The organism is Paenibacillus sp. J22R67, assembly GCF_059692175.1.
This window is the reverse complement of sequence record NZ_JCAUAX010000001.1, coordinates 850781-870270: the sequence shown is the minus strand read 5'-3', so window position 1 is coordinate 870270 and position 19490 is coordinate 850781. Positions and strand designations below refer to the sequence as shown.

17 protein-coding genes and 1 pseudogene are annotated in these 19490 nt (G+C 46.1%); 13 read left to right on the top strand and 5 right to left on the bottom strand.

Annotated elements, in window-relative coordinates; translation table 11 throughout:
• The first annotated feature begins 26 nt into the window (after positions 1-26).
• Genes AC58VC_RS04195 through AC58VC_RS04185 form a run of 3 tightly spaced genes read left to right on the top strand, consistent with a single transcriptional unit; the run spans position 27 to position 3908 of the window.
• A complete protein-coding gene (locus AC58VC_RS04195) occupies positions 27-1763 on the top strand; it encodes a DUF4091 domain-containing protein (protein ID WP_497367558.1) in 1737 nt (578 codons plus the stop codon).
• Complete coding sequence (locus AC58VC_RS04190; RefSeq protein WP_497367557.1) at positions 1760-3031, top strand: alpha-L-fucosidase; 1272 nt, start codon at positions 1760-1762, stop codon at positions 3029-3031. The genes AC58VC_RS04195 and AC58VC_RS04190 overlap by 4 nt, the downstream gene beginning before the upstream one ends.
• Positions 3032-3035: 4 nt before the next feature.
• The gene (locus AC58VC_RS04185) at positions 3036-3908 is read left to right on the top strand and encodes a sugar phosphate isomerase/epimerase family protein (protein ID WP_497367556.1); all 873 of its coding nucleotides are present in this window, start codon (positions 3036-3038) and stop codon (positions 3906-3908) included.
• A gap of 472 nt (positions 3909-4380) precedes the next feature.
• On the opposite strand, the pseudogene AC58VC_RS04180 reads toward AC58VC_RS04185, so the two are convergent.
• Together AC58VC_RS04180 and AC58VC_RS04175 are read right to left on the bottom strand one after the other, a co-directional pair.
• Positions 4381-4914 (bottom strand): annotated as a pseudogene (locus tag AC58VC_RS04180) (sulfatase family protein); the annotation flags it as partial.
• A gap of 143 nt (positions 4915-5057) precedes the next feature.
• A complete protein-coding gene (locus tag AC58VC_RS04175) occupies positions 5058-5861 on the bottom strand; it encodes an AraC family transcriptional regulator (protein ID WP_497367555.1) in 804 nt (267 codons plus the stop codon).
• A gap of 174 nt (positions 5862-6035) precedes the next feature.
• On the opposite strand from AC58VC_RS04175, the gene AC58VC_RS04170 reads away from it, so the two are divergent.
• Complete coding sequence (locus AC58VC_RS04170; protein WP_497367554.1) at positions 6036-6860, top strand: phytanoyl-CoA dioxygenase family protein; 825 nt, start codon at positions 6036-6038, stop codon at positions 6858-6860.
• 82 nt (positions 6861-6942) lie between these two features.
• Here the strand turns inward: AC58VC_RS04170 and AC58VC_RS04165 are convergent, their stop codons facing one another.
• Positions 6943-7785 carry a GNAT family N-acetyltransferase gene (locus tag AC58VC_RS04165; protein WP_497367553.1) on the bottom strand — a complete coding sequence of 281 codons (843 nt, stop codon included), beginning with the start codon at positions 7783-7785 and terminating at the stop codon, positions 6943-6945.
• 133 nt (positions 7786-7918) lie between these two features.
• Between AC58VC_RS04165 and AC58VC_RS04160 the strand changes: the two genes are divergently transcribed.
• A complete protein-coding gene (locus tag AC58VC_RS04160; RefSeq protein WP_497367552.1) occupies positions 7919-8140 on the top strand; it encodes a hypothetical protein in 222 nt (73 codons plus the stop codon).
• Between the two features lie 82 nt (positions 8141-8222).
• Positions 8223-9362, top strand: coding sequence for a stalk domain-containing protein (locus AC58VC_RS04155; protein WP_497367551.1), 1140 nt, complete (start codon positions 8223-8225; stop codon positions 9360-9362).
• A 65-nt stretch (positions 9363-9427) separates the two neighbouring features.
• On the opposite strand, the gene AC58VC_RS04150 is transcribed toward AC58VC_RS04155, so the two are convergent.
• Together AC58VC_RS04150 and AC58VC_RS04145 are read right to left on the bottom strand one after the other, a co-directional pair.
• Positions 9428-9883, bottom strand: coding sequence for a DinB family protein (locus tag AC58VC_RS04150; RefSeq protein ID WP_497367550.1), 456 nt, complete (start codon positions 9881-9883; stop codon positions 9428-9430).
• Positions 9884-9963: 80 nt separating this feature from the next.
• Positions 9964-10842 carry a helix-turn-helix domain-containing protein gene (locus AC58VC_RS04145; protein WP_497367549.1) on the bottom strand — a complete coding sequence of 293 codons (879 nt, stop codon included), beginning with the start codon at positions 10840-10842 and terminating at the stop codon, positions 9964-9966.
• 129 nt (positions 10843-10971) lie between these two features.
• Here AC58VC_RS04145 and AC58VC_RS04140 point away from each other — a divergent pair, with 129 nt between their 5' ends.
• The 7 genes from AC58VC_RS04140 to AC58VC_RS04110 all read left to right on the top strand — a co-directional run bounded on the left by AC58VC_RS04140 (position 10972) and on the right by AC58VC_RS04110 (position 19484).
• Complete coding sequence (locus AC58VC_RS04140) at positions 10972-11949, top strand: Gfo/Idh/MocA family protein (RefSeq protein ID WP_497367548.1); 978 nt, start codon at positions 10972-10974, stop codon at positions 11947-11949.
• Positions 11950-11980: 31 nt separating this feature from the next.
• Complete coding sequence (locus tag AC58VC_RS04135; protein WP_497367547.1) at positions 11981-12967, top strand: Gfo/Idh/MocA family protein; 987 nt, start codon at positions 11981-11983, stop codon at positions 12965-12967.
• 286 nt (positions 12968-13253) lie between these two features.
• Positions 13254-14273, top strand: a complete 1020-nt coding sequence (locus tag AC58VC_RS04130; RefSeq protein WP_497367546.1) for an S-layer homology domain-containing protein — start codon at positions 13254-13256, stop codon at positions 14271-14273.
• Between the two features lie 149 nt (positions 14274-14422).
• Positions 14423-16201, top strand: a complete 1779-nt coding sequence (locus AC58VC_RS04125) for a sensor histidine kinase (RefSeq protein ID WP_497367545.1) — start codon at positions 14423-14425, stop codon at positions 16199-16201.
• 116 nt (positions 16202-16317) lie between these two features.
• Positions 16318-17637, top strand: a complete 1320-nt coding sequence (locus AC58VC_RS04120) for an ABC transporter substrate-binding protein (protein WP_497367544.1) — start codon at positions 16318-16320, stop codon at positions 17635-17637.
• Between the two features lie 67 nt (positions 17638-17704).
• Positions 17705-18586 carry a carbohydrate ABC transporter permease gene (locus tag AC58VC_RS04115; protein WP_497367543.1) on the top strand — a complete coding sequence of 294 codons (882 nt, stop codon included), beginning with the start codon at positions 17705-17707 and terminating at the stop codon, positions 18584-18586.
• Position 18587: 1 nt separating this feature from the next.
• Positions 18588-19484, top strand: coding sequence for a carbohydrate ABC transporter permease (locus AC58VC_RS04110; protein ID WP_497367542.1), 897 nt, complete (start codon positions 18588-18590; stop codon positions 19482-19484).
• Positions 19485-19490: the final 6 nt, after the last annotated feature.

Genomic DNA, 19490 nt, shown 5'->3' with positions numbered 1-19490 from the left:
TGGAAAGCTAGGAGGTGACGGATGAAATGAACTTCGGTTTGCAAAACATGTTCTACAAGTATGTATGGTCAGCCAATTGGTGGAAGCAGGGGCGTGAAGATACGCAGGTGAAGCACTTAGAGCTTGCTTGCTGCAAAAATGACAGTGCTGCCTTTCAGGTATTGATCAGTTCCGATCAAGAAGATTTGCTTGTTACACATAGTCGGGATGCGCTGTTAGGGAAAAGTGGACCGATTCCAATTGTCCGCATCGAGGGTGAGACGGATGCTCCTTATCAAGTTGACTTTCAGCTTATCGGGTTGATTGAGGGCGATAATCGCGCCATGATAGCTGATATCCTGCTGGATGAAACCTGTCAATTAGTTCGGAAGCGCCAAATTCAGCCGATCTGGGTGGAGCTTCATGCCGATGAATTGGCTGCTGCTGGTCAATATGAAGGAAAGGTAAAGTTCTACACACATAAGATGTTCGAAGATGAGGTTATGGAGAGCGAATTGACGTTTCGCCTGACGATCCGTGAAGAAGCGCTGCCGAGGCCTCAAGACTATTCTTTTTATTTGGACTTATGGCAGCATAACTGCAATATAGCCAGAAAATATGATGTCTCCTATTGGTCGGATGACCACTTCCAACACCTGGACTCATACCTTCATAGCTTGGCTCAGCTCGGGCAAAAGGCATTGACGCTCGTTGTTTCCGAGGAACCGTGGAGCGGTCAACGATCTTTTATCGATGCCGAGCCATCCGATTTGAATGAATACAGTATCATTCCGATTGTAAGGAGGAAAGAGGGGCGTTTTGACTATGATTTTGCCCACTTGGATCGATATGTTGAGCTAGGGACAAAGCATGGCATTTCCGCAGAATTGGAAGTGTTCGGTTTAATCAACATTTGGAAGCACGATGATGAGGGTTACGGCGGGGTTGTGGCGGATTACCCAGATGCCATCCGCGTTCGCTTTTTGGATGAAGCAACGGGCTGTTATGCCTTTATTCGGGATAAAAAGGATCTCAAAGATTATGTCGTGGCATTAGAGCAGCACTTTATCACAAGAGGGTGGATCGACCGTGTTCGTGTTGTTGCTGATGAACCTGAGGATATCGACTTATTTGAGGAAAGCTTAGTCTGCTTACGCGATATGGCGCCCTCGCTGAGGTATAAAGCGGCCATCAATCATACAGCATTTATTCGTAAAAACATCGAAGGAATTGTTGATTATGTGCCAGTTCTTGACTGCGCGGCCGAGGAAGTTGAACAGCTTGCGCAGCTTAGAAAGGACGCGAAGGGGACATTCGCGTACTATGTCTGCTGCTCGCCGGAGAAACCGAACACGTTCCTTAGTTCGCCTTCGATCGAGTCGCGAGTCATCCCTTGGCTCGTGGAAAAGCTGAAATTAGACGGCTTTCTGCGCTGGAATTATACCGTGTGGCCAGACAAACCGCTGGAGCAGCTATCCTATCGTCCGCTGATCTGGAAGGCAGGCGATACGAATTTCGTGTATCCGGGGAAAAGCGGCAAACCGCTGCTTTCACTGCGTTACAAATGGCTGCAGCGCGGCATTCGTGATTACGAATACATGCAGCTGCTGAAAAGGAATGGACAGGAAGCGGTTGTTGAAGAGATCCTTCAACACGTATTTCGATTCGAGCATCCGCGAGAACTTGCGTCCTCTTCTGGCAAAACGGCCAAGCAGTTATACAGTTTTAAGGTAGATGACTATGACCAATTATACCAATGGAATGAGAAAGGGCGGATGATATGAATACGGTACAGAAGTTAACCCCAACAGCCAGACAATTAGCTTATCAAAATTGGGAGTTTGGATTGTTTCTTCATTTTGGGCTGCGCACGTTCTACGAAGGTTACGTTGATTTCGATGAAAGGCGGATGGATCCAGCTGCTTTCAACCCCGTTCGTTTGGATTGTGAGCAGTGGATTCGAACGGCCAAAGAGGCTGGAATGAACTACGCAGTTCTAACGGCGAAGCATCATGATGGGTTTTCCAACTGGCCTTCCCGTTACAGTCAATTTAGTGTAGCAGCCTCCCCGTGGAAGGAAGGGAAAGGGGATGTCATTCGCGAATTTGTTGATGCATGCCGCAAATATGATGTGAAGCCGGGGCTGTATTATTCACCATATGACGGTTCAGCGGATTTCTACACCCAGGATTCGAAAGCCTATGATGATTATTTCGTCAATCAAATAACCGAACTGCTCAGCGACTATGGTGAAATTGACATCCTTTGGTTTGATGGTTGCGGCTCTGAAGGGCATTCGTATGATTGGAATCGCATTATTGGTGAAATTCGCCGGATGCAGCCTCAAATTTTAATTTTTAACATGGGTGATCCCGATTTTCGGTGGGTAGGAAACGAGGACGGCATTGCGCCTGTGCCCTGCTTCAATGTCGTTGACGCTACGGAGTTTTCCATCTTGACGGAGAAAAAAGAGCAGTTAGGCGATCGATTGTGGCTGCCTGCGGAGTGCGATGTCCAGATGCGGGGGAACTGGTTTTATAGTGACAGCGACGAACATACCCTGAAAAGTGTGGAAGAACTAATGGGCATTTATTTGCACTCGGTTGGCAGGGGCGCAAATTTACTTCTCAATATCGGGCCGGATCGAAGTGGCCTGCTTCCTGAGAAGGACGTGGATAGACTGCTTGATTTCGGTTCGGAAATTCGCAGACAGGTAGGAAGTCCATTCGCAACACTGGCGCAATGCGATAAACGGGGCCATACATGGGTTTACGAGACAGAGCAAGCGCACATGCTTGATCTTGTTGTCCTTGCAGAAGATTTGACTGACGGCGAACAGGTAAGAAGTTTTAGGATTAGTATCATCACTCAAAAATCGAGACGACCTGTCACCATTTATGAGGGACAACATATTGGTCACAAAGCCATTATTCGAGTCCCAGCCATAAAAGTCCGTGGCGTCATTGTTGAGATTACGGAGAGTGATCAGGATGCGAATCTTCTAGAACTAAGTTTTCATCATGTTGGTAATGGAAACGAATACGGGAGGTAAGAAGATGAAAGTCGGACTAAGTTCGTATAGTTTACTGCAGGCATTGAAATCAGGGAAAATGACAATTTTGGATGCTGTTGACTGGGTGAAAGAGAACGGCGGCGAGCATCTGGAGCTTGTTCCTTACGGCTACACGCTGGTGGATAATCTGGAACTCGCAGATCAGCTTAGGGATAAGGCGAAGGCGGTCGGCATCGACCTTTCCAACTATTCCATTCCCGCTAATTTCGTACAGGAAACGGAGTCGGAATTCGCAGCGGAAATGGATCGCGTCAAGCAGCACGTTGATCTTGTACATCGATTGGGTATTAAGCATATGCGACATGATGTCACCGCTTTCACTTTGCCTCCTGAGAAAATGACCATCCAATACTTTGAAGATAGCTTACCGCTGATTGTTCGCGGCAGCCAGATCATTGCTGACTATGCGGCAGAATATTGCATTACGACGACGATCGAAAATCACGGCTTTTCCGTGCAAGCAAGCGACCGTGTACAGCGAGTGCTGCTCGAAGTAAATCGACCTAATTTCAAAACAACATTGGATGTAGGCAATTTTATGTGTGTAGATGAAGCCCCGTTGGTCGGTGTGCGCAAGAATTTGCCGTATGCTTCCTTAATTCACTTTAAGGATTTTTACTTCAGACCGTATTTCCAAGACCCGGGAGAAGGCAATTGGTTCCGGACGTCCAATGGGAACTATTTAAGAGGCGCAATCGTTGGCCAAGGAGATATTGAAATCCGGGAAGTCGTCAAGCTGATCAAAAGCTCAGGTTATGATGGCTATGTCACGGTGGAATTCGAGGGAATGGAAGATTGCGAGTTGGGGTCAAGGCTCGGCATGAACAACTTGAGACGATTGTGGAACGAAAATTAAGATGAAACGACTGGCTGCCATCGCTTGATACGAGCGATTGGCAGCTTTATTTAACACGCCAGAATTTATATGTTTTTGGGGTAAGCAAAGCTTACCCATATTTATGTTTCTCTGGATGAGGAACACTGGTTAGGTTTAGCTTAGCGAAGTCTAAAAGACGCTTTCATTGGATGAAATCCAATGGGATGGCCGATATGACGGCTAGGATATCAATTTCATTGGACGAAATGCAATGTGATGATCGAAATTGGCGCTAAATGGGTTGCTTTTTAGGGGGTTCATTGGATTTCATCCAATGAGAGTAGGATATATAACTAAAAAGGGCACCTTCATTGGATTTTATCCAATGAAGGGCAAGGATGCTAGTTAAAAGCGAAGTAGAAGTAACAGAGCAGTATCAAGAGAAGCTGAGGTAGGAGTAGAGTTAGATCGGTAGTTAAAGAAGCGAATGTAGAAGTAACAAAGCAAGTTTATAATACACCGTGATTTTGTATCGCTCGCCGACATACGTTTTCTGATGAATGGTCGTTGGCTCATGGCGGAATTCACAGATGGCGTAATCGCGAGCCATGCTGGCCTTTCCAGTCCACACTCGGCTTTGATCAACCCCTGTCATATGGGGAGGAATTGGAATTTCCGCCATGGATAGGAAGGTGGGAGCTAAATCGACGAGCGATTGGATGGCAGGAGATGTTTGATACGCAGGCACATGTCCAGGATATCGAACGATAAATGGGAGCTTGATAAGATCCTCATAATGAAAGCCGCCTTTATACTGCAGGCCATGCTGTCCAAAGAAGTGACCATGATCGGTGGTAAACACCACGATGGTATTGTCGGCAAGGCCAAGCTCATCCAGCCGGTCTAAGATACGGCCAATGTATTTATCCATACAGCTAATCATGCCGTAGTAGGTTGCAACTAATTGCTTGCGCTCGCTTTCAGGCAGCTTCGTATGAGAATGATACCTCCTACTGAGGGAGACAGCTTTATCCGTGACAGAAATTGCTTTATCTCTCGGATAACCGGAGCTTTATTCATTTACCCGCTCGTTTACCAAATACTTTGGTATGTCACCTACCTCTTATAGGGGGAGGGGGAAGATGGTGGAACTGTCATCGTTTGAAATAAGCGATTTGGCAGCCTTTGTCAGGTTAGACGGCGAAAAGCACTAGGCGACAAACCGAACTTCCTTTTAAACAACTTGGAAAAGTGGAATTCATCATAAAATTGCAAATGGGCGGCAATTTCTTTGATGGATAAGCTCGTTGTCTCCAGCGATATTTTGGCTGATTCGAGCTTTAAATTCAACATATACTCGCTGGGAGATAGGCCTGTTATAGAACGAAAGCGAGAGAAAAAAGTAGTCCGAGACATGCCGCTTTGGGTAACAAGCTCATCAACCCGAATCACTTTGTCCAAATTTCGATGGATATAAATCATAATTTTATTGAGCTCTGTATGGCGGGTGGCAGGGGCTGCAGAGTGCTCTCTAGCGAAGAGTAGCATGACTTCCTGCAGGAGGATATTGGCTGAATGAGCATATCCAAAAGGCTCAGCAATCAATAGATCGATGATTCGTTCACACAGTTGAATAGCTTCAGCTATTTTCCCTGTCGAAACCACTTCGTTTACGGGCAGCAGCAGAGATTGCATGGCATCCAGAGAGCTGAAATCAAGAAAATAAAACTTCCAGTCATTGCCCTGACATCTGTAAGAGGTAGGTTTCCCATCCGGAACGATAAAATAAGTGCCTGCATGCAAGTCATAGTGCTGATCCCCTTGAGAAAGCAGCCCTTTGCCTTCATAGGTAATAAATAGGCCGGGAACTTCAAACCCATTCCCTTTGATATTCGTGTAGGTATCATTGGCTTGGACTTTCCAAATCGAAATAAAGGATGCGAGAGGGATAGGCGTATTTCCTACACCGTAAGGGATATTCATGAAGGACATGAAACAACGTCTCCTTGGAAATCGTTCTGATGTACATTTAAATGGGGAATAATAGCTGAATTTACTGATATATATGTACAATTATACATGGAATTAAACTTTCAATCCATGGATGGAAACAGGTGAATCCTCTACACTTAAATCAGAAACCACAAGTAGAGGAGTGTATGTGTAATGATGGTGAAGGTAGGAAATCGCGAATTAGAGATGGATGGCGAGCAATTAACGGAGCTTCGAAGCTCCAATGATATTTTGTATGATAAGCAGGCACTGCGTGAACGAATGGAGGAAGATGGCTATTTATTAATCCGTGGATTTCATGATAGAGATAAGGTGCTGGAAGCTCGGACGAGTATTTTGGAAAAAATGGCTCAAATGGGCAAGCTGGATCGCGACACGCAGCTAGAAGACGGCGTTATGGCTGACGGCAGCAAAACCATTTTTATGGGGGGAACGAATGAAGATCTGCCCGCTCTGTTGAATGTCTTGAATGGCGAACATATCATGCGCTTTTTCGATGAATTCATTGGGGAACAGTCGCTAACGTATCATTACAAATGGCTACGAGCCGTAGGTAAGGGGGATTTCACTGGAGCACACTACGATATTGTGTATATGGGCAGAGGAACTCAGAACGTCTACACCGTATGGTCGCCCCTTGGAGACGTATCGTACGAAATGGGTGGACTGGCTATTTGCTTAGGTTCACACCGTTTCGAGAAATTGAAGCAATCCTACGGCTCCAAAGATTCAGACCGCGATGGAATCGGACACTATACCGATGATCCGCTAGTCATCACGGAGAAGTTTGGCGGTAAGTGGGCAACAACCGAATTTCAGGCTGGGGATGTGTTGATATTCGGTATGTTCTTGATGCACTGTTCGCTTGAAAATACGACGAACCAGTATCGGATTAGTGTGGATGCGAGATATCAATCGGCCAGTGAGCAGGTTGATGAAAGATGGAGCGGCAAAAAACCGAAGGGCCATCATAAATAAGAAGCGAAGAGGCTGTCTCGAGGTCAGAAATGACTTAGGAGATAGCCTCTTATTTGATAGATTGACTTCGCAACTTATGGCGTCATTGGAATTGGATGACGATGGAATCCATAATCTCTTCGTATCCAATTTGTTTATAAACATAATTTGATGTTGGGTTGCTTTGATCTGCGTATAAGCTTGCTGTTTGATAGCCACGATCCAGCAACAGTTGCGTAAACGCAGCCACACAATCTAAGGCGTATCCTTTTTTTCTTTGATTGCTAGGTGTGTAGACATAGGTGATGGTAATATTGTGTTGAGTAGGACGAGTGGCATAGGCCATGGAAACCAATGCTCCATTCATTTCCCATGCAACTAAATTTCCTTTATTAATCAGAAAGGTGGCCTTGTTAGACGCTTCTTCTAAACTAAGGGGTTGTTTCGTTTCCAGGCAGAATTGATAGACCCACTCTTTTATTAGCGGATGGTCGCTATCTATCACTTGCCGAAGTTGTCCATTCGTATGCCGTGTATGTTTAACCTTCTCTAGCTTGTAAATGGTTTGTTCCATAAGGATCCTGGAAGGTGTCCCCTTTGCTTGTGATATATACATGGCAAGTTCGATGGTTACTTTCTTTTCGCCAATAAAACCTGGGATGGTTTGAACGGTATGCGCTAGCTTCCCTCCAAGATCGTGTATATCCTGTGAGGAAAGAGCATCGGGTTTTGATAAAATAATTTGTTTCGGATGTGTTTGAAACAAGACCAATGTGATGTCGTTATTTTTCCGTACAGCAGCCATCAAAAGGGGAGTTAGGTCTTGCTCACTCAAAGATTGCAGAACTCCCAATAATAAATTGTTGGCGGCTTCATCTTGTTCTAAGAAAGAGATCACGTCTTTTTTAAATGCGGTCAGGCTCTCATACTTGTCAATCCGTATCAATGGCACCATCCCCCTTCGAAATAAAAGCGATTACGAATAAAAGGTTAATACATCATAAGATCCTACATATACTCAAGTAATATTTTGTAAAAAGCTGGTCGCTATTGACCTATCCGAAGGTGAGGCTGTCCCCATGCAAAAGATGTTGGAGTCTGATGCGGATCTTTTTATCGCAGCTTTATCTCAATCGACGGTTTCCGTGCTGCAGACAGATGCTGATGGTGTTTACTGTGAAGTAGACCGCGGAATTATTGAAAAGTTTACTAATAAATCTGTCCGCTTAAGCACGATAATGGATGAAATTTGCTACTATTACCGAGATGATGGGACCATTTTCCGGGTGGAAACGACATAAATAGAGGGATAGCTTTCGAATACTTTAATGTTAGGCGAAAGAATCCATAATATCAATAGGTAAATGGGAGAGTGACCATAGATTGAGTAAATGGAAAGCGGGAACAGTCGGCTTCGTTTGTGGCGCCCTATTCTTCTCAGGGCTTACTTACGCGGCGACTGATGCGGTCGGAATAGACGTTTATTTTCGCAAATTACAGTATTATTTCGATGGTGAGAGCAAGCAGCCTCCGAAGGACTTACAGGGATTTATTTACAAAGATACAACCTATGTACCGCTAAGATTTCTGTCTGAATCACTAGGGAAACCGGTAGGCTGGGATGATGCAACAAGCTCTATCTATGTTGGGGACAAGCCCGTTCAGAATCCAGTACCAGAATCGGCAGCGTTGCAAGTGTTTCCAAAGGACAACCCATGGAATACCGATATTTCTAGCTACCCTGTCCATCAGAAATCGGCGCAGTTCATCTCCTCAATTGGCTTGAATACGAGTCTGCATGCTGATTTCGGCACGATGTGGGAAGGCGCCCCAATCGGTATTCCATACACGGTTGTAGGCGGGGATCAGCCGAAGGTAAATGTGACATTCACCGACTATGGTGATGAGAGCGATCCTGGTCCCTATCCGATTCCCCTGAATGCGCCAATTGAGGGCGGGCCTAACAGTGACGGCGACCGTCATGTCGTCGTTGTTGATAAAGATAATCAATACCTGTATGAATTGTACAATGCACACCCGACAGATGATGGTTGGAAAGCTTCGAACGGCGCCAAATGGGATTTGAAATCGAACGCCTTGCGGACAAAGTACTGGACATCTGCTGATGCAGCCGGTTTGCCGATTTTCCCAGGTCTTGTCCGTTATGACGAAGCATCTGCCGGGGAAATTAACCATGCCCTGCGGTTCACGGTCCGCCAAACACAAAAGGGATTCATCGCCCCAGCCACCCATTATGCTTCGAGCAGTACGGACGCCAATCTTCCTCCTATGGGGCTAAGACTGCGGTTGCGGGACGACTTTGACATTTCCGGCTACTCGCCAACGAATCAAGCTATCCTTCGTGCCATGAAGAAATATGGCATGATCGTTGCGGATAACGGCAGTGATCTCTATGTTAGCGGTGCGCCTGATCCGAAATGGGATGACGATGACTTACGTAAGCTGAGCAAGCTGAAAGGCAGCGACTTTGAGGTCGTGGATACTGGTCCGATTGAAAAATAGGGATGAATAGATAATAAAAAACAGCTGTTCAAAGTTACCTTTGAACGGCTGTTTTTTGTTCCTAATTATTTCAATACTTTCAACATAGCAGAGATAACACCCAAGTGATTGGCTTCATGCATGATATTGGTGTTGATTAGCTGTTCAATATTCGCAGCGTGCAGCATGTTCTCTTTGACTGGCACTTCCAGCTTCTCGTGCAAGGACTCGCGAATTTGAGCTGGTTGTTCCTTCAGTTGTGCGATGATTACATCCCACGCAGGCGATTCTTCTTGCCAATCCGCAGGTCTTGTCCCATTGCCGAAAAAGGATAAATAGTTCGCTGGAAGTAACGAAGGGTGTTCGGAAAGAGTGAATACGATGCGATTCGTCACCGAAAGAACGTGACCGATCTGCCAATGAATGCTGTTGTTAAACCCCTCTGGCACGACATTTCTTAGGTCTTCAGGACATCCTGCCACCAATTGCAGCAACCGATTGCGGTATTTGTCCAATGCTCCGAATAAAAAGGTATCTCTCATTATCATTAATCCTCCTGAAATTTCGAATGAAAAGCTATCGACTTCCATTGTACCATCTTGTTTCGTGTTCTACATAAAAATCAGCTATCCCGCAGCAGTTTTCTGACATATTCCTTCGGCGTGCAGCCATTGTAGCGTTTAAATAGCTCATAAAAATGGGCCATATTCTCGATCCCCACAGTCACGGCTATATCGGTGACAATGTCGGTTTTGGTAATGAGCAGCTGTTCGGCTTTGCGAATCCGCTGCCGGTTCACATAATCGGTGAACGAGACACCAACGCATTTTTTGAAAAATTTAGAGAAGTACGTATAGCTCATTCCAGCACTTCGGCTAACTTCTTCCATCTCGATTTTTTCTCCTAAATGGGCTTCTACGTAATCGAGAATAGGCCTCATGACAGCCGCATCCACGAAGCCGAAAGGCTGCAGCAGCTCGCGCCGGTCATGGCGCAGCAGCGTTAACAGCAAATGTTTGATGTGCATGCTCATGGCAATTTCATAGCCTTTGGTTTTGTCCATCATTTCGGCATGAATGTCGACGATGATTCGGCCGATTTCCTGTTTGGCGCGCTCATTTTCAAGGAACATATAGTTCAGATCTTCGAGCGGCCGCACCATTTCTGAGAAATGCCGATAATACATCATCATCGCAGGATCAAAATAAGGCTGAAGATCCACGTGGAGCACGATGTAGACAAGAGGTTCGTCTTCCGGCTTATAGCTGTGATGAAGCTGGGAAGAGCCGATCAGGACGACTTCTCCCGGCGAGAGGTGATAGAGATTGTCCGGTGTACGAATATCAAGTTTTCCTTCTTGCACGATAATGAGTTCAACCTCTTTATGGTAGTGCCATTGCTGCCCCGAATGACGACTCTTCGGACTTGTATTGGTGAACTGCCAGACCTTCATGCACAGGTGTTCATTCTGATAATGAATGGGTTCTTTGAACGTTTCCATATGTAACATCACCTAGTCCATCACGGCAAATTTGGATATAAACAAGACAAACCACGTCATTTTTGAATGGCTGTCGAATCGGTATGATTGCTTTAATTAGTATACAACATTTGAAAGGGCGAGTGAGAGATGAAAGTTGCAGTAGTCGGCTGTGGCGGTATGGGGCAGTGGCATGCGAAGAGTTATGCGAAGATGCCCGGCGTAGAACTGGTTGGCGTATGTGATATTAATGTGGAATATGCGGCGGAGGCTGCAAAAAAAGTAGGAACGACCGCGTTCGCGACGTTTGAGGAGATGCTTTCAGCTGTCGAATTTGATGTTGTCAGTATCGCAGTTCCTACCTACTTACATAAAGAGGTTGTTTTTCAAGCTGCAAAAGCAGGGAAACATGTCATCTGTGAGAAACCGGTGGCGCTGCATTTGGAAGATGCCAAAGAAATGATCGCTTGCTGTGAGGATAATGGGGTTCGCTTATTCATTGGACATGTCGTGCGCTTTTTCCCTGAATATGCGCAGATGAAGCAGCAGATTGATGCCGGTCAAATCGGCAGAGTCGGTGTTGCGAATGCACGGCGTGTGGGTGGTCATCCAGGAGAAGCTAGGCCCTGGTTTATGGACGCAGACAAAAGCGGAGGTGTGATCGTCGACTTGATGGTGCATGACATCGATTTCATGCGTTGGACACTTGGCGAGGTCAAGTCGGTTTACGCGATGAACAAATGTCAGGGTACGATGGATTATGCCCTCGTTACGCTAGTTTTTGAAAGCGGCGCAGTGGCTAATCTGGAAGCGTTCTGGGGCTATCCGGGATCCTTCCGCTATGCGGCAGAGTTTGCAGGCTCCGAGGGACTTGTTCGGACCGATAGTATGAATGCACAATCCTTACAAATACGCAAGGTTTCTCCTCCAGAGAGCGGGGGGAAAGCTGTTGAAATTCCGCAAAGCCCAAGCTTCTTTGATCCGTATTACATCGAGCTTGAACATTTTCTGACTTGCATCCGTGACGGCAGCGATCCAATCGTAACAGCGCATGATGCATGCGAAGCATTAAGAATCGCCAATGCAGCGCTTGAATCGATTCAGACTGGCAAAGCTGTACTGTTATAAAAGGAGTCAAACATTCCGGGAGGGACCTATCATGGATTCGTTGAAAATAGGCATGATTAGCTTCGCGCATGGTCATGCATTCAGTTATTTTAATAGTTTACTAGAGCTGCCTGATGTCAAAATCGTTGGGATTGCAGATGAAGTGAAAAGCCGGGTTGAAGGTATCGCGGAGCGCCACAAAGTAGCGTATTATGCCGATTACCGTGACTTGCTTGCACAGGATGTGGATGCCGTGATTATTTGCTCGGAGAATGTACATCACGCCAAGCTTGTCATCGACGCAGCCAATGCGAAAAAACATGTGCTTTGCGAGAAGCCGCTTGGCACAACAATGGTAGAGATGGAGCAAATGATTGCTGCCTGCAAGCTTAATGGCGTGCAGCTTATGACTGCTTTTCCTTGCCGCTATTTGGCGGCTGTGGTGCGGGCGAAGGAAGCCATCGAGCGTGGCGATATTGGTGACATCGTCGCAATTAAAGGGACGAATCACGGGGGTAATCCTGGCGGATGGTTCATCGACAAGAGCTTGTCCGGAGGCGGGGCAGTTCTCGACCACACCGTGCATGTGATGGACTTGATGAACTGGTTTTTACAGTCGGAAGTGAAGGAAGTGTACGCTTATGCGGCTACGCTTTTCAGAGAAGAACTTGAAGTGGAAGATGCTGGCATGCTGCACATCAAGTTCGACAACGGCGTATTCGCGGTTCTGGATACGAGTTGGTCGCGTCCCAAATCGTTCCCGACATGGGGAGATGTGACGATGGAGATTATCGGCACTCAGGGAGTCATTACAGTGGACGGGTTTGCGCAGAAGAATGACCTGTTCAGCAATGCAGCGGGTAAAGGACAATACACCTTCTGGGGAGACAATATGGACGCTTTTATGATCCGCGACTTCGTCAAGGCGCTGCGCCAAGGCGAGCAGGTACCGGTCACAGGTGAAGATGGTTTAAAAGCGGCGCAAGTAGCGCTTGCCGCCTATGAGTCTGCCAAACTTGGGCAGCCTGTAGGGGTGTAGGATGTAAGCCCGCTCATTTCGTCTCGTGGACGAAGTGAAGCGGGCTTTTTTGTGTAACGATCGGAAACACACTGCGCATGCAACCATAGCGGTCTGTAGTTCCCCAATATTCTTGTGGGAGGTCCCCCTTCGAGAGGCATAGGTACAAAAATAATCATGAATAGGACAAAAAACATCATGAGCCTGCCTTTCATGAATCGCTATAATTTACTTGAGAGCAATTTCTTATACCGATAATTGTAAGCGTTTGCAAAAACTGTCGAATGATAAGAGAGGATGAACTAAAATGAAAAATAACATGATTCTTAGTGCCGCCTTATGCACACTATGCAGCACATTAGTCTTTGCACCAGCAGTCTTTGCCGAGGACGTGTCCCAATTTACATTGTCGACGTCCGATACGGAATCAACGGGGGAATTTACCGTCACCTTGAAGGGGGAGCAGCTTGCCGATTTATATGCGTATGAGGCCAAATTCAGCATTGATGCAAGCAAGCTGGAAGTAGTCAAGGCGGAAACGAAAATAGAAGGGTTCTCCATCTCGCCAATTGTGAAAAACAATGAAGTAACCATAGCACACACAAAGGTGGGTAAGGTCAGTGGCGAAAAAGGAGATGTCGTTCTTGGTACCATCACGTTTAAAGCCAAAAAAGTAGGAACAACAAATGTGACGTGGACGTCCCTGAAAATGGTTGATCACAATTTGAAAAGCCAATCCTTATCTTTAAACCAATCTCAGGATTTCACCAAAATTTTCAGTGATCTAGTCGGGCACTGGGCCAAACCCGACATTATGGAGATGGTCAGCAAACAAATCGTGGAAGGCATGGATGACGATCATTTCGCACCAGATACGAGTGTGACAAGAGCGCAATTCGCGACACTCATTGCCAAAGTATTAAATCTGACAGATGATGCCGGTCAAATTCCGTTCGACGATGTTGCTTCAGGCTCCTGGTACGAGTCTACGGTGAAAAAGGCTTATGCTGCAGGGTTGGTTGACGGCATTTCGGTGCATGAATTTGCGCCTGAGAAAAACATTACGCGCGAGGAAATGACAGCGATGCTCATCAGAGCGAAAGCGATTGCAATTGGAACGAAAGTGGAGGATATGCAGGCGACTGGAGCGATTCCATTCGGTGATGAGGGTGCCGTCAGCGAATGGGCCAAGCCCTTCGTTCAGCTTGCTGTGGCTGCGGGCTTAATGAACGGAAGAACAGACCAAGATTTCGCCCCGCAGGAACATGCCAGCCGAGCAGAAGCCGTGGTCGTATTAAAGAGGCTTTTAAAAGAAGCTAGTCATTAAGCAGAACCGAATATAATCGGTAACTCAATCATGTCGAAATATAAGAATCTTTGTCGAATTCAAAAGGAAAAAAAGGACATTTCCTCAAAATGACCGAATGTAAGGTGAGAAAGTCATCTTTTGTATTTTGACATGGCGGGGTGCCCAGGATGAAGTTGTTAGCTAAACCGTGGACGTTTTCGGCGACGCTCCATGTCTTGTTAGTTGTAATGGTTGTGTTCCCTATCGTGATCATTTCGACCATGATTCTGCAAGTATACAAGCGCGATCTGCTGCAGCAAACGACAGAACGTTCGCTACAGACGCTGCATGCGGTCACCTATTCTGCCCAGCAGGAGATCAGCAAGATCGAGTACGTGACGGCAGCAGTCGGAGTCGATCGGGATATCTTATCGATTGCCACAGCGCTGCATCAAGCGGATGAAAGCAATCGCTATGCTTACATCAATGCGCTGGGGCTTGCGCTTAGCCGATACACCTACTCGATGTCGAGCCAGCTTCTTGCGATCCATTTTTTTTATAAAGACGGCGGCGTGTATTCGTTCCAGCAAAATCTGTCCACGGATGAGCAGGAGGTTCGTGCGATGGATTGGTATCGGAAGACGTTGCAGCAAACGGATAACGTCCAGTTCCTGGGCCTGCAGCGTATGATGCTGTTTGGCCAGACCGTACCGTTCGGATTGTCAGCAGCCATTGCACCGAGTGCTTTTCATACGTTAAGCGATGTTGAAATGGTTTGTTTTACATTGAACGAAGAGGCATTTGAACAAATTTTCCTTCAACAGCCGTATGATAAATCCGCTTTTGTCATTGTGACCGGAGAGGGTCAAGTCATTTCTTCCAGCAGCAACTGGGACGAAACGAGTGAGAGTCTTGCAAGGCTTGAGCAAATAAAATCAGGTGGCGAAGGCCATTTTATCGACAAAGCAAGTGAGACTGAGATGCTCGTCACGTATGCAGCCGTTGGCCAAACAGGGTGGAAGATCGTGCATGAAATTCCGTATAGTGAGCTTACCGCCAATTATAACCGAATTTATAAAATCGTCCTGTTAGCTACACTTGCTGTTGTTACGGTATTTTTGCTTATCTCCTTCTATTTGGTAAAAGGTCTGACGAGACCTATTCATGTGTTGGTGCGCAAAATGTCCCTGGTCATGGAGGGGGATCTGAATGCCAAAATCGGCACATCAGGAATTGCCGAAATGGCTACACTTGGCCGCACGTTCAACCATATGCTGGATCAAATTAAGCTATTGATTCGCCAGCGTGAGGAAGAGGAGCAGATGAAAAGGAAGGCGGAGTTCGCTGCTTTGCAATCGCAAATTAACCCGCATTTCCTGATTAATACGCTGAATGCGATTAAGTTGATGGCGCTCATCAGCAAGGTGGATAACATTCGAAACATGACCAATGCCTTGATGCGGCTCGTCTCTTCTTCTTTTAACAGGGGAGGCATTCTTACACGCTTTTCCGATGAAATCGAAAATTTAAAGCATTATTTGTACATCATGGAAATCCGTTATGGCCATAAATTTGAAGTAGAGTGGCAGATTGATCCGCAGGCGGAGTCGAAGTATTTGCTCAAGCTGCTGCTTCAGCCGGTTCTGGAGAACAGTATCGTACACGGGATGGCCGGTAAGGAATCGCAGGGTAGAATCGTGATAGCCGCCAATATTCATGAAGGCAGTTTATACATCGTGATAGCCGATAATGGCGAGGGGATGTCGGAGGAACAGCTGACACATTTCCGAGCGAAAAGCAGTCCGCATACGTTTACGGGGATGGGATTTGCCAATGTGCACCACCGCATTCAGCTGCATCACGGGGAGGATTACGGTTTGACACTAGCCGCCAATGAACCGGAAGGAACGAAAGTCACCATGAAAATCCCCCTCATTTTCAAAGATAAAGAAGAAAAATCATTCTGATGGTTCAAAAAAGATCAACTCTACAGCCGAAAAGATCATTTGGATGCGTTTACATCACGGGTATGATGGAAGTAGAACAAATGATTATACAATCAATCATTGGAGGGGTATCGAAGATGGGAACAAGAAAATTAGTAGGCACAGCATTAGTTAGTGGGATCATGCTGCTCAGCACCTTAACAGGTTGCGGCAAAGGCACGGCTACACAGCCGGCGGCATCCACCAAGCCTGTAGAATCCCAAGCGGCAGCAGCGCCGACACCGAAACCGGCCAATCCTGTTAAGCTGAAGTTGGCGATGTGGGATGCCAAAGGAGATTTGACATTTTGGCAGGAGAAAGTGAAAGAGTACACCAAACTAAAGCCGAACGTAACGGTTGAAGTGGAGAAAGTACCCGACAATGGCGGTCAGTACTTAAAAGTACGACTAGCTGCAAACGACTTGCCGGATCTCTTCTATTTGAAGCCAGCGCATATGCAAATTTACAAGCAGTCACTTCTGACGCTAGATGAATTAAATGGGGCTAAAAATAATAAATTCCCAGCCAAAATTGATGGAAAGATTCTGGGAGCGCCTCTCGTTTCATTCTCTGAATTCGTGTATTTCCATCCGAGTGTGTTCAAGGAACTGAACTTGGAGGTGCCGAAGACGCTGCCTGAGTTGATGTCAACGATGGAGAAAATTAAAACAAACGGCAAATACACGCCGATCGCCATAGGAGGCAAGGAAGACTGGACGTTCTATCCGTTTATGGAATTCGGCCCGCATATTTTGTCCGGCGATGAAAACTACTTGGCGACCTTGGCGAAAACGCCTGAGCCATTTGGAGACGGCAGTACGTTCGATAAAGTTGGAAAAGTCATTAAAGAAATGTCGAGCAAAAAATTAGCAGGACCGGATGCGCTCTCGATTTCCTTCGACCAATCCACGCAATTGTTTGAATCGAAGAAAGCGGCAATGATTGCTGCCGGTCAGTGGTACTACGGGGACTATGCGAATCGTGTAAAAACGGACGAAGACTTGGGTGTATTCCCGCTTCCTTTCCGAAGCTCCGAGAGCGAACCGCTAACGGCTATGACGCTGTCTGACATGAATATCGGCATTAACAAGAGCAGTAAAAACGTAGAAGAATCGAAAGCCTTCTTCGAGTGGATGTTCAGCAAAGACGTCTATCAAGGCTATATCAATAATGCCCAACAGTTCTCGACAATCAATGGCGTGAACTCGGAAATTCCTTTCTTCAATAAATGGACAGAAAAGTATCCGTTTAAACCGTTTGTTTACAATGCTACAGATGAAGCTTTTGCAAAAGTAAGCGGCGCAGCCCAATTTGATTTCAAAAAGGCGGCTCAAGAAATATACTCCGGTAAACCGATTGAAACAGTGGAAAAAGACTTAAACAACAAGTGGAAAAAAGCGGTTGAATCAAACAAATAAGTTTGGAAGAGAGGGCACTACCTAGGCGACTGGCATAGTGTCTTCTCTTATATACAGGAGTGATCATATGAATTATCGCATGCAGCAAAAAGTCGTTATTTTTTCGTTTCTATTCGTTCCGGTTTCTCTCTTGCTGTTGTTTCTAATTTATCCGACACTGCAGCTATTTCGCTACAGCTTCACAAGCTGGGATGGCTATAGCCCGAGCTTTAAGTACATTGGCTTTGACAATTATGTCCGGATGCTGTTTGATTTCCCAGAAGCTTGGCATGCAATCAAGAATAACAGCATTTATTTTCTGTTACACACAGTCGCAATCCCTCTAGAATTGATGACAGCAGTGTTACTAAATAGAGTGCTGCGTGGAAGTGGATTCTTTCGATTTTCCGTGCTAATGCCTTACATTATTAACGGCATTGCTGTCGCCTATATGTTTAGCTACATTTACAATCCAATTAATGGTCCGTTGAATGAGTTGTTGAAGGCAATCGGACTAGAGTCCTGGATTCAAAGCTGGCTGAGTGACACAAACGTCGTCAATTATTCCTTAGTGGTTGTCTCGCTTTGGCGTTACAGCGGTGTGCATGTGGTCTTGTTTCTTGCTGGGCTGCAATCGATCCCTAAGGATTTATATGAAGCGGCTGAAATTGATGGAGCTAACTTTTGGCAGCAGCAACAGTTTGTTACACTGCCGGGCATCCGGCGAGTCGTGGAAATCATTTTGTTCATGAATGTATCCGGAGCTCTCCTGCAATATGACATACCGCTTGTCATGACTAACGGTGGCCCAGGCAGCGCAAGCTCAACATTCGGTTTATATTCGCTTCAAACAGCGTTTACGTATAACAATTACGGTTTGGCCTCATCGATGGCAGTTATGCTTTTGATATTAATTATTATTTTTTCAGCGCTGCAGGCTTGGATCGTGAAAGACAGGAGTGAAGCTTGACATGGAACGTACACAGTTATTGAAGCAAACCTACAAGCCGGAAGCGCCGAGCCGGACTCGTTCGATGAGCTCACAGCGCTTAGCAGGCCATATCGTTTACTATGTACTATTTACATTAATGGCGGCGATCGTCTTCGTGCCCATTCTGCTGGTCGTGTTTGGCTCCTTTAAGACGAATTTAGAGCTTGCTGAAACGTCACCTTTTTCACTACCGAGGAGTTTTTTGCATATCGACAACTATGTTAGCGCGTTGAAAGAAGGCAACATGGTACGCGGGCTGGGCAACTCGGTGCTGCTCGTAGTGTGCAGCATGCTCGGAAATATGCTGCTCGGCACGATGACGGCCTATGTCCTTAATCGCTTTCAGTTCCGCATGAAAAAAGTGATTCTCATTATGTTTATGGCAGCGATGATTATTCCGGCTTACACGACGGAAATTGCCCGGTTTCAGCTCATTCATGCTCTTGGTGTCTATAATACACTAGGCGCGCCACTGCTGATTTATATCGGAACAGATATTATGCAGATCTACATTTACATGCAGTTTCTCGAAAAGATTTCGGTACAGCTCGACGAGAGCGCGATGCTAGATGGAGCCTCTTACGTGCGAATCTTCCGCTCCATTATTTTCCCGTTATTGCTGCCAGCAACGGCTACTCTAGCTATACTAAAAAGTGTTACAATAATGAACGATATCTTCGTCCAGCAGCTGTACATGCCAAGTGCGAAGCTCGCCACGCTGGCGACTTCATTGACGGCTTTTGTCAGTACACGCAGCTCTGATTTATCTCAGCTTTGCGCAGGGATTATCATTGTTTTGCTGCCGAGTGCCATTTTCTATATCGTGTTTCAGCGTTATATTTTCAAAGGTCTCATGGATGGGGCTGTTAAAGGATAAGGTAGA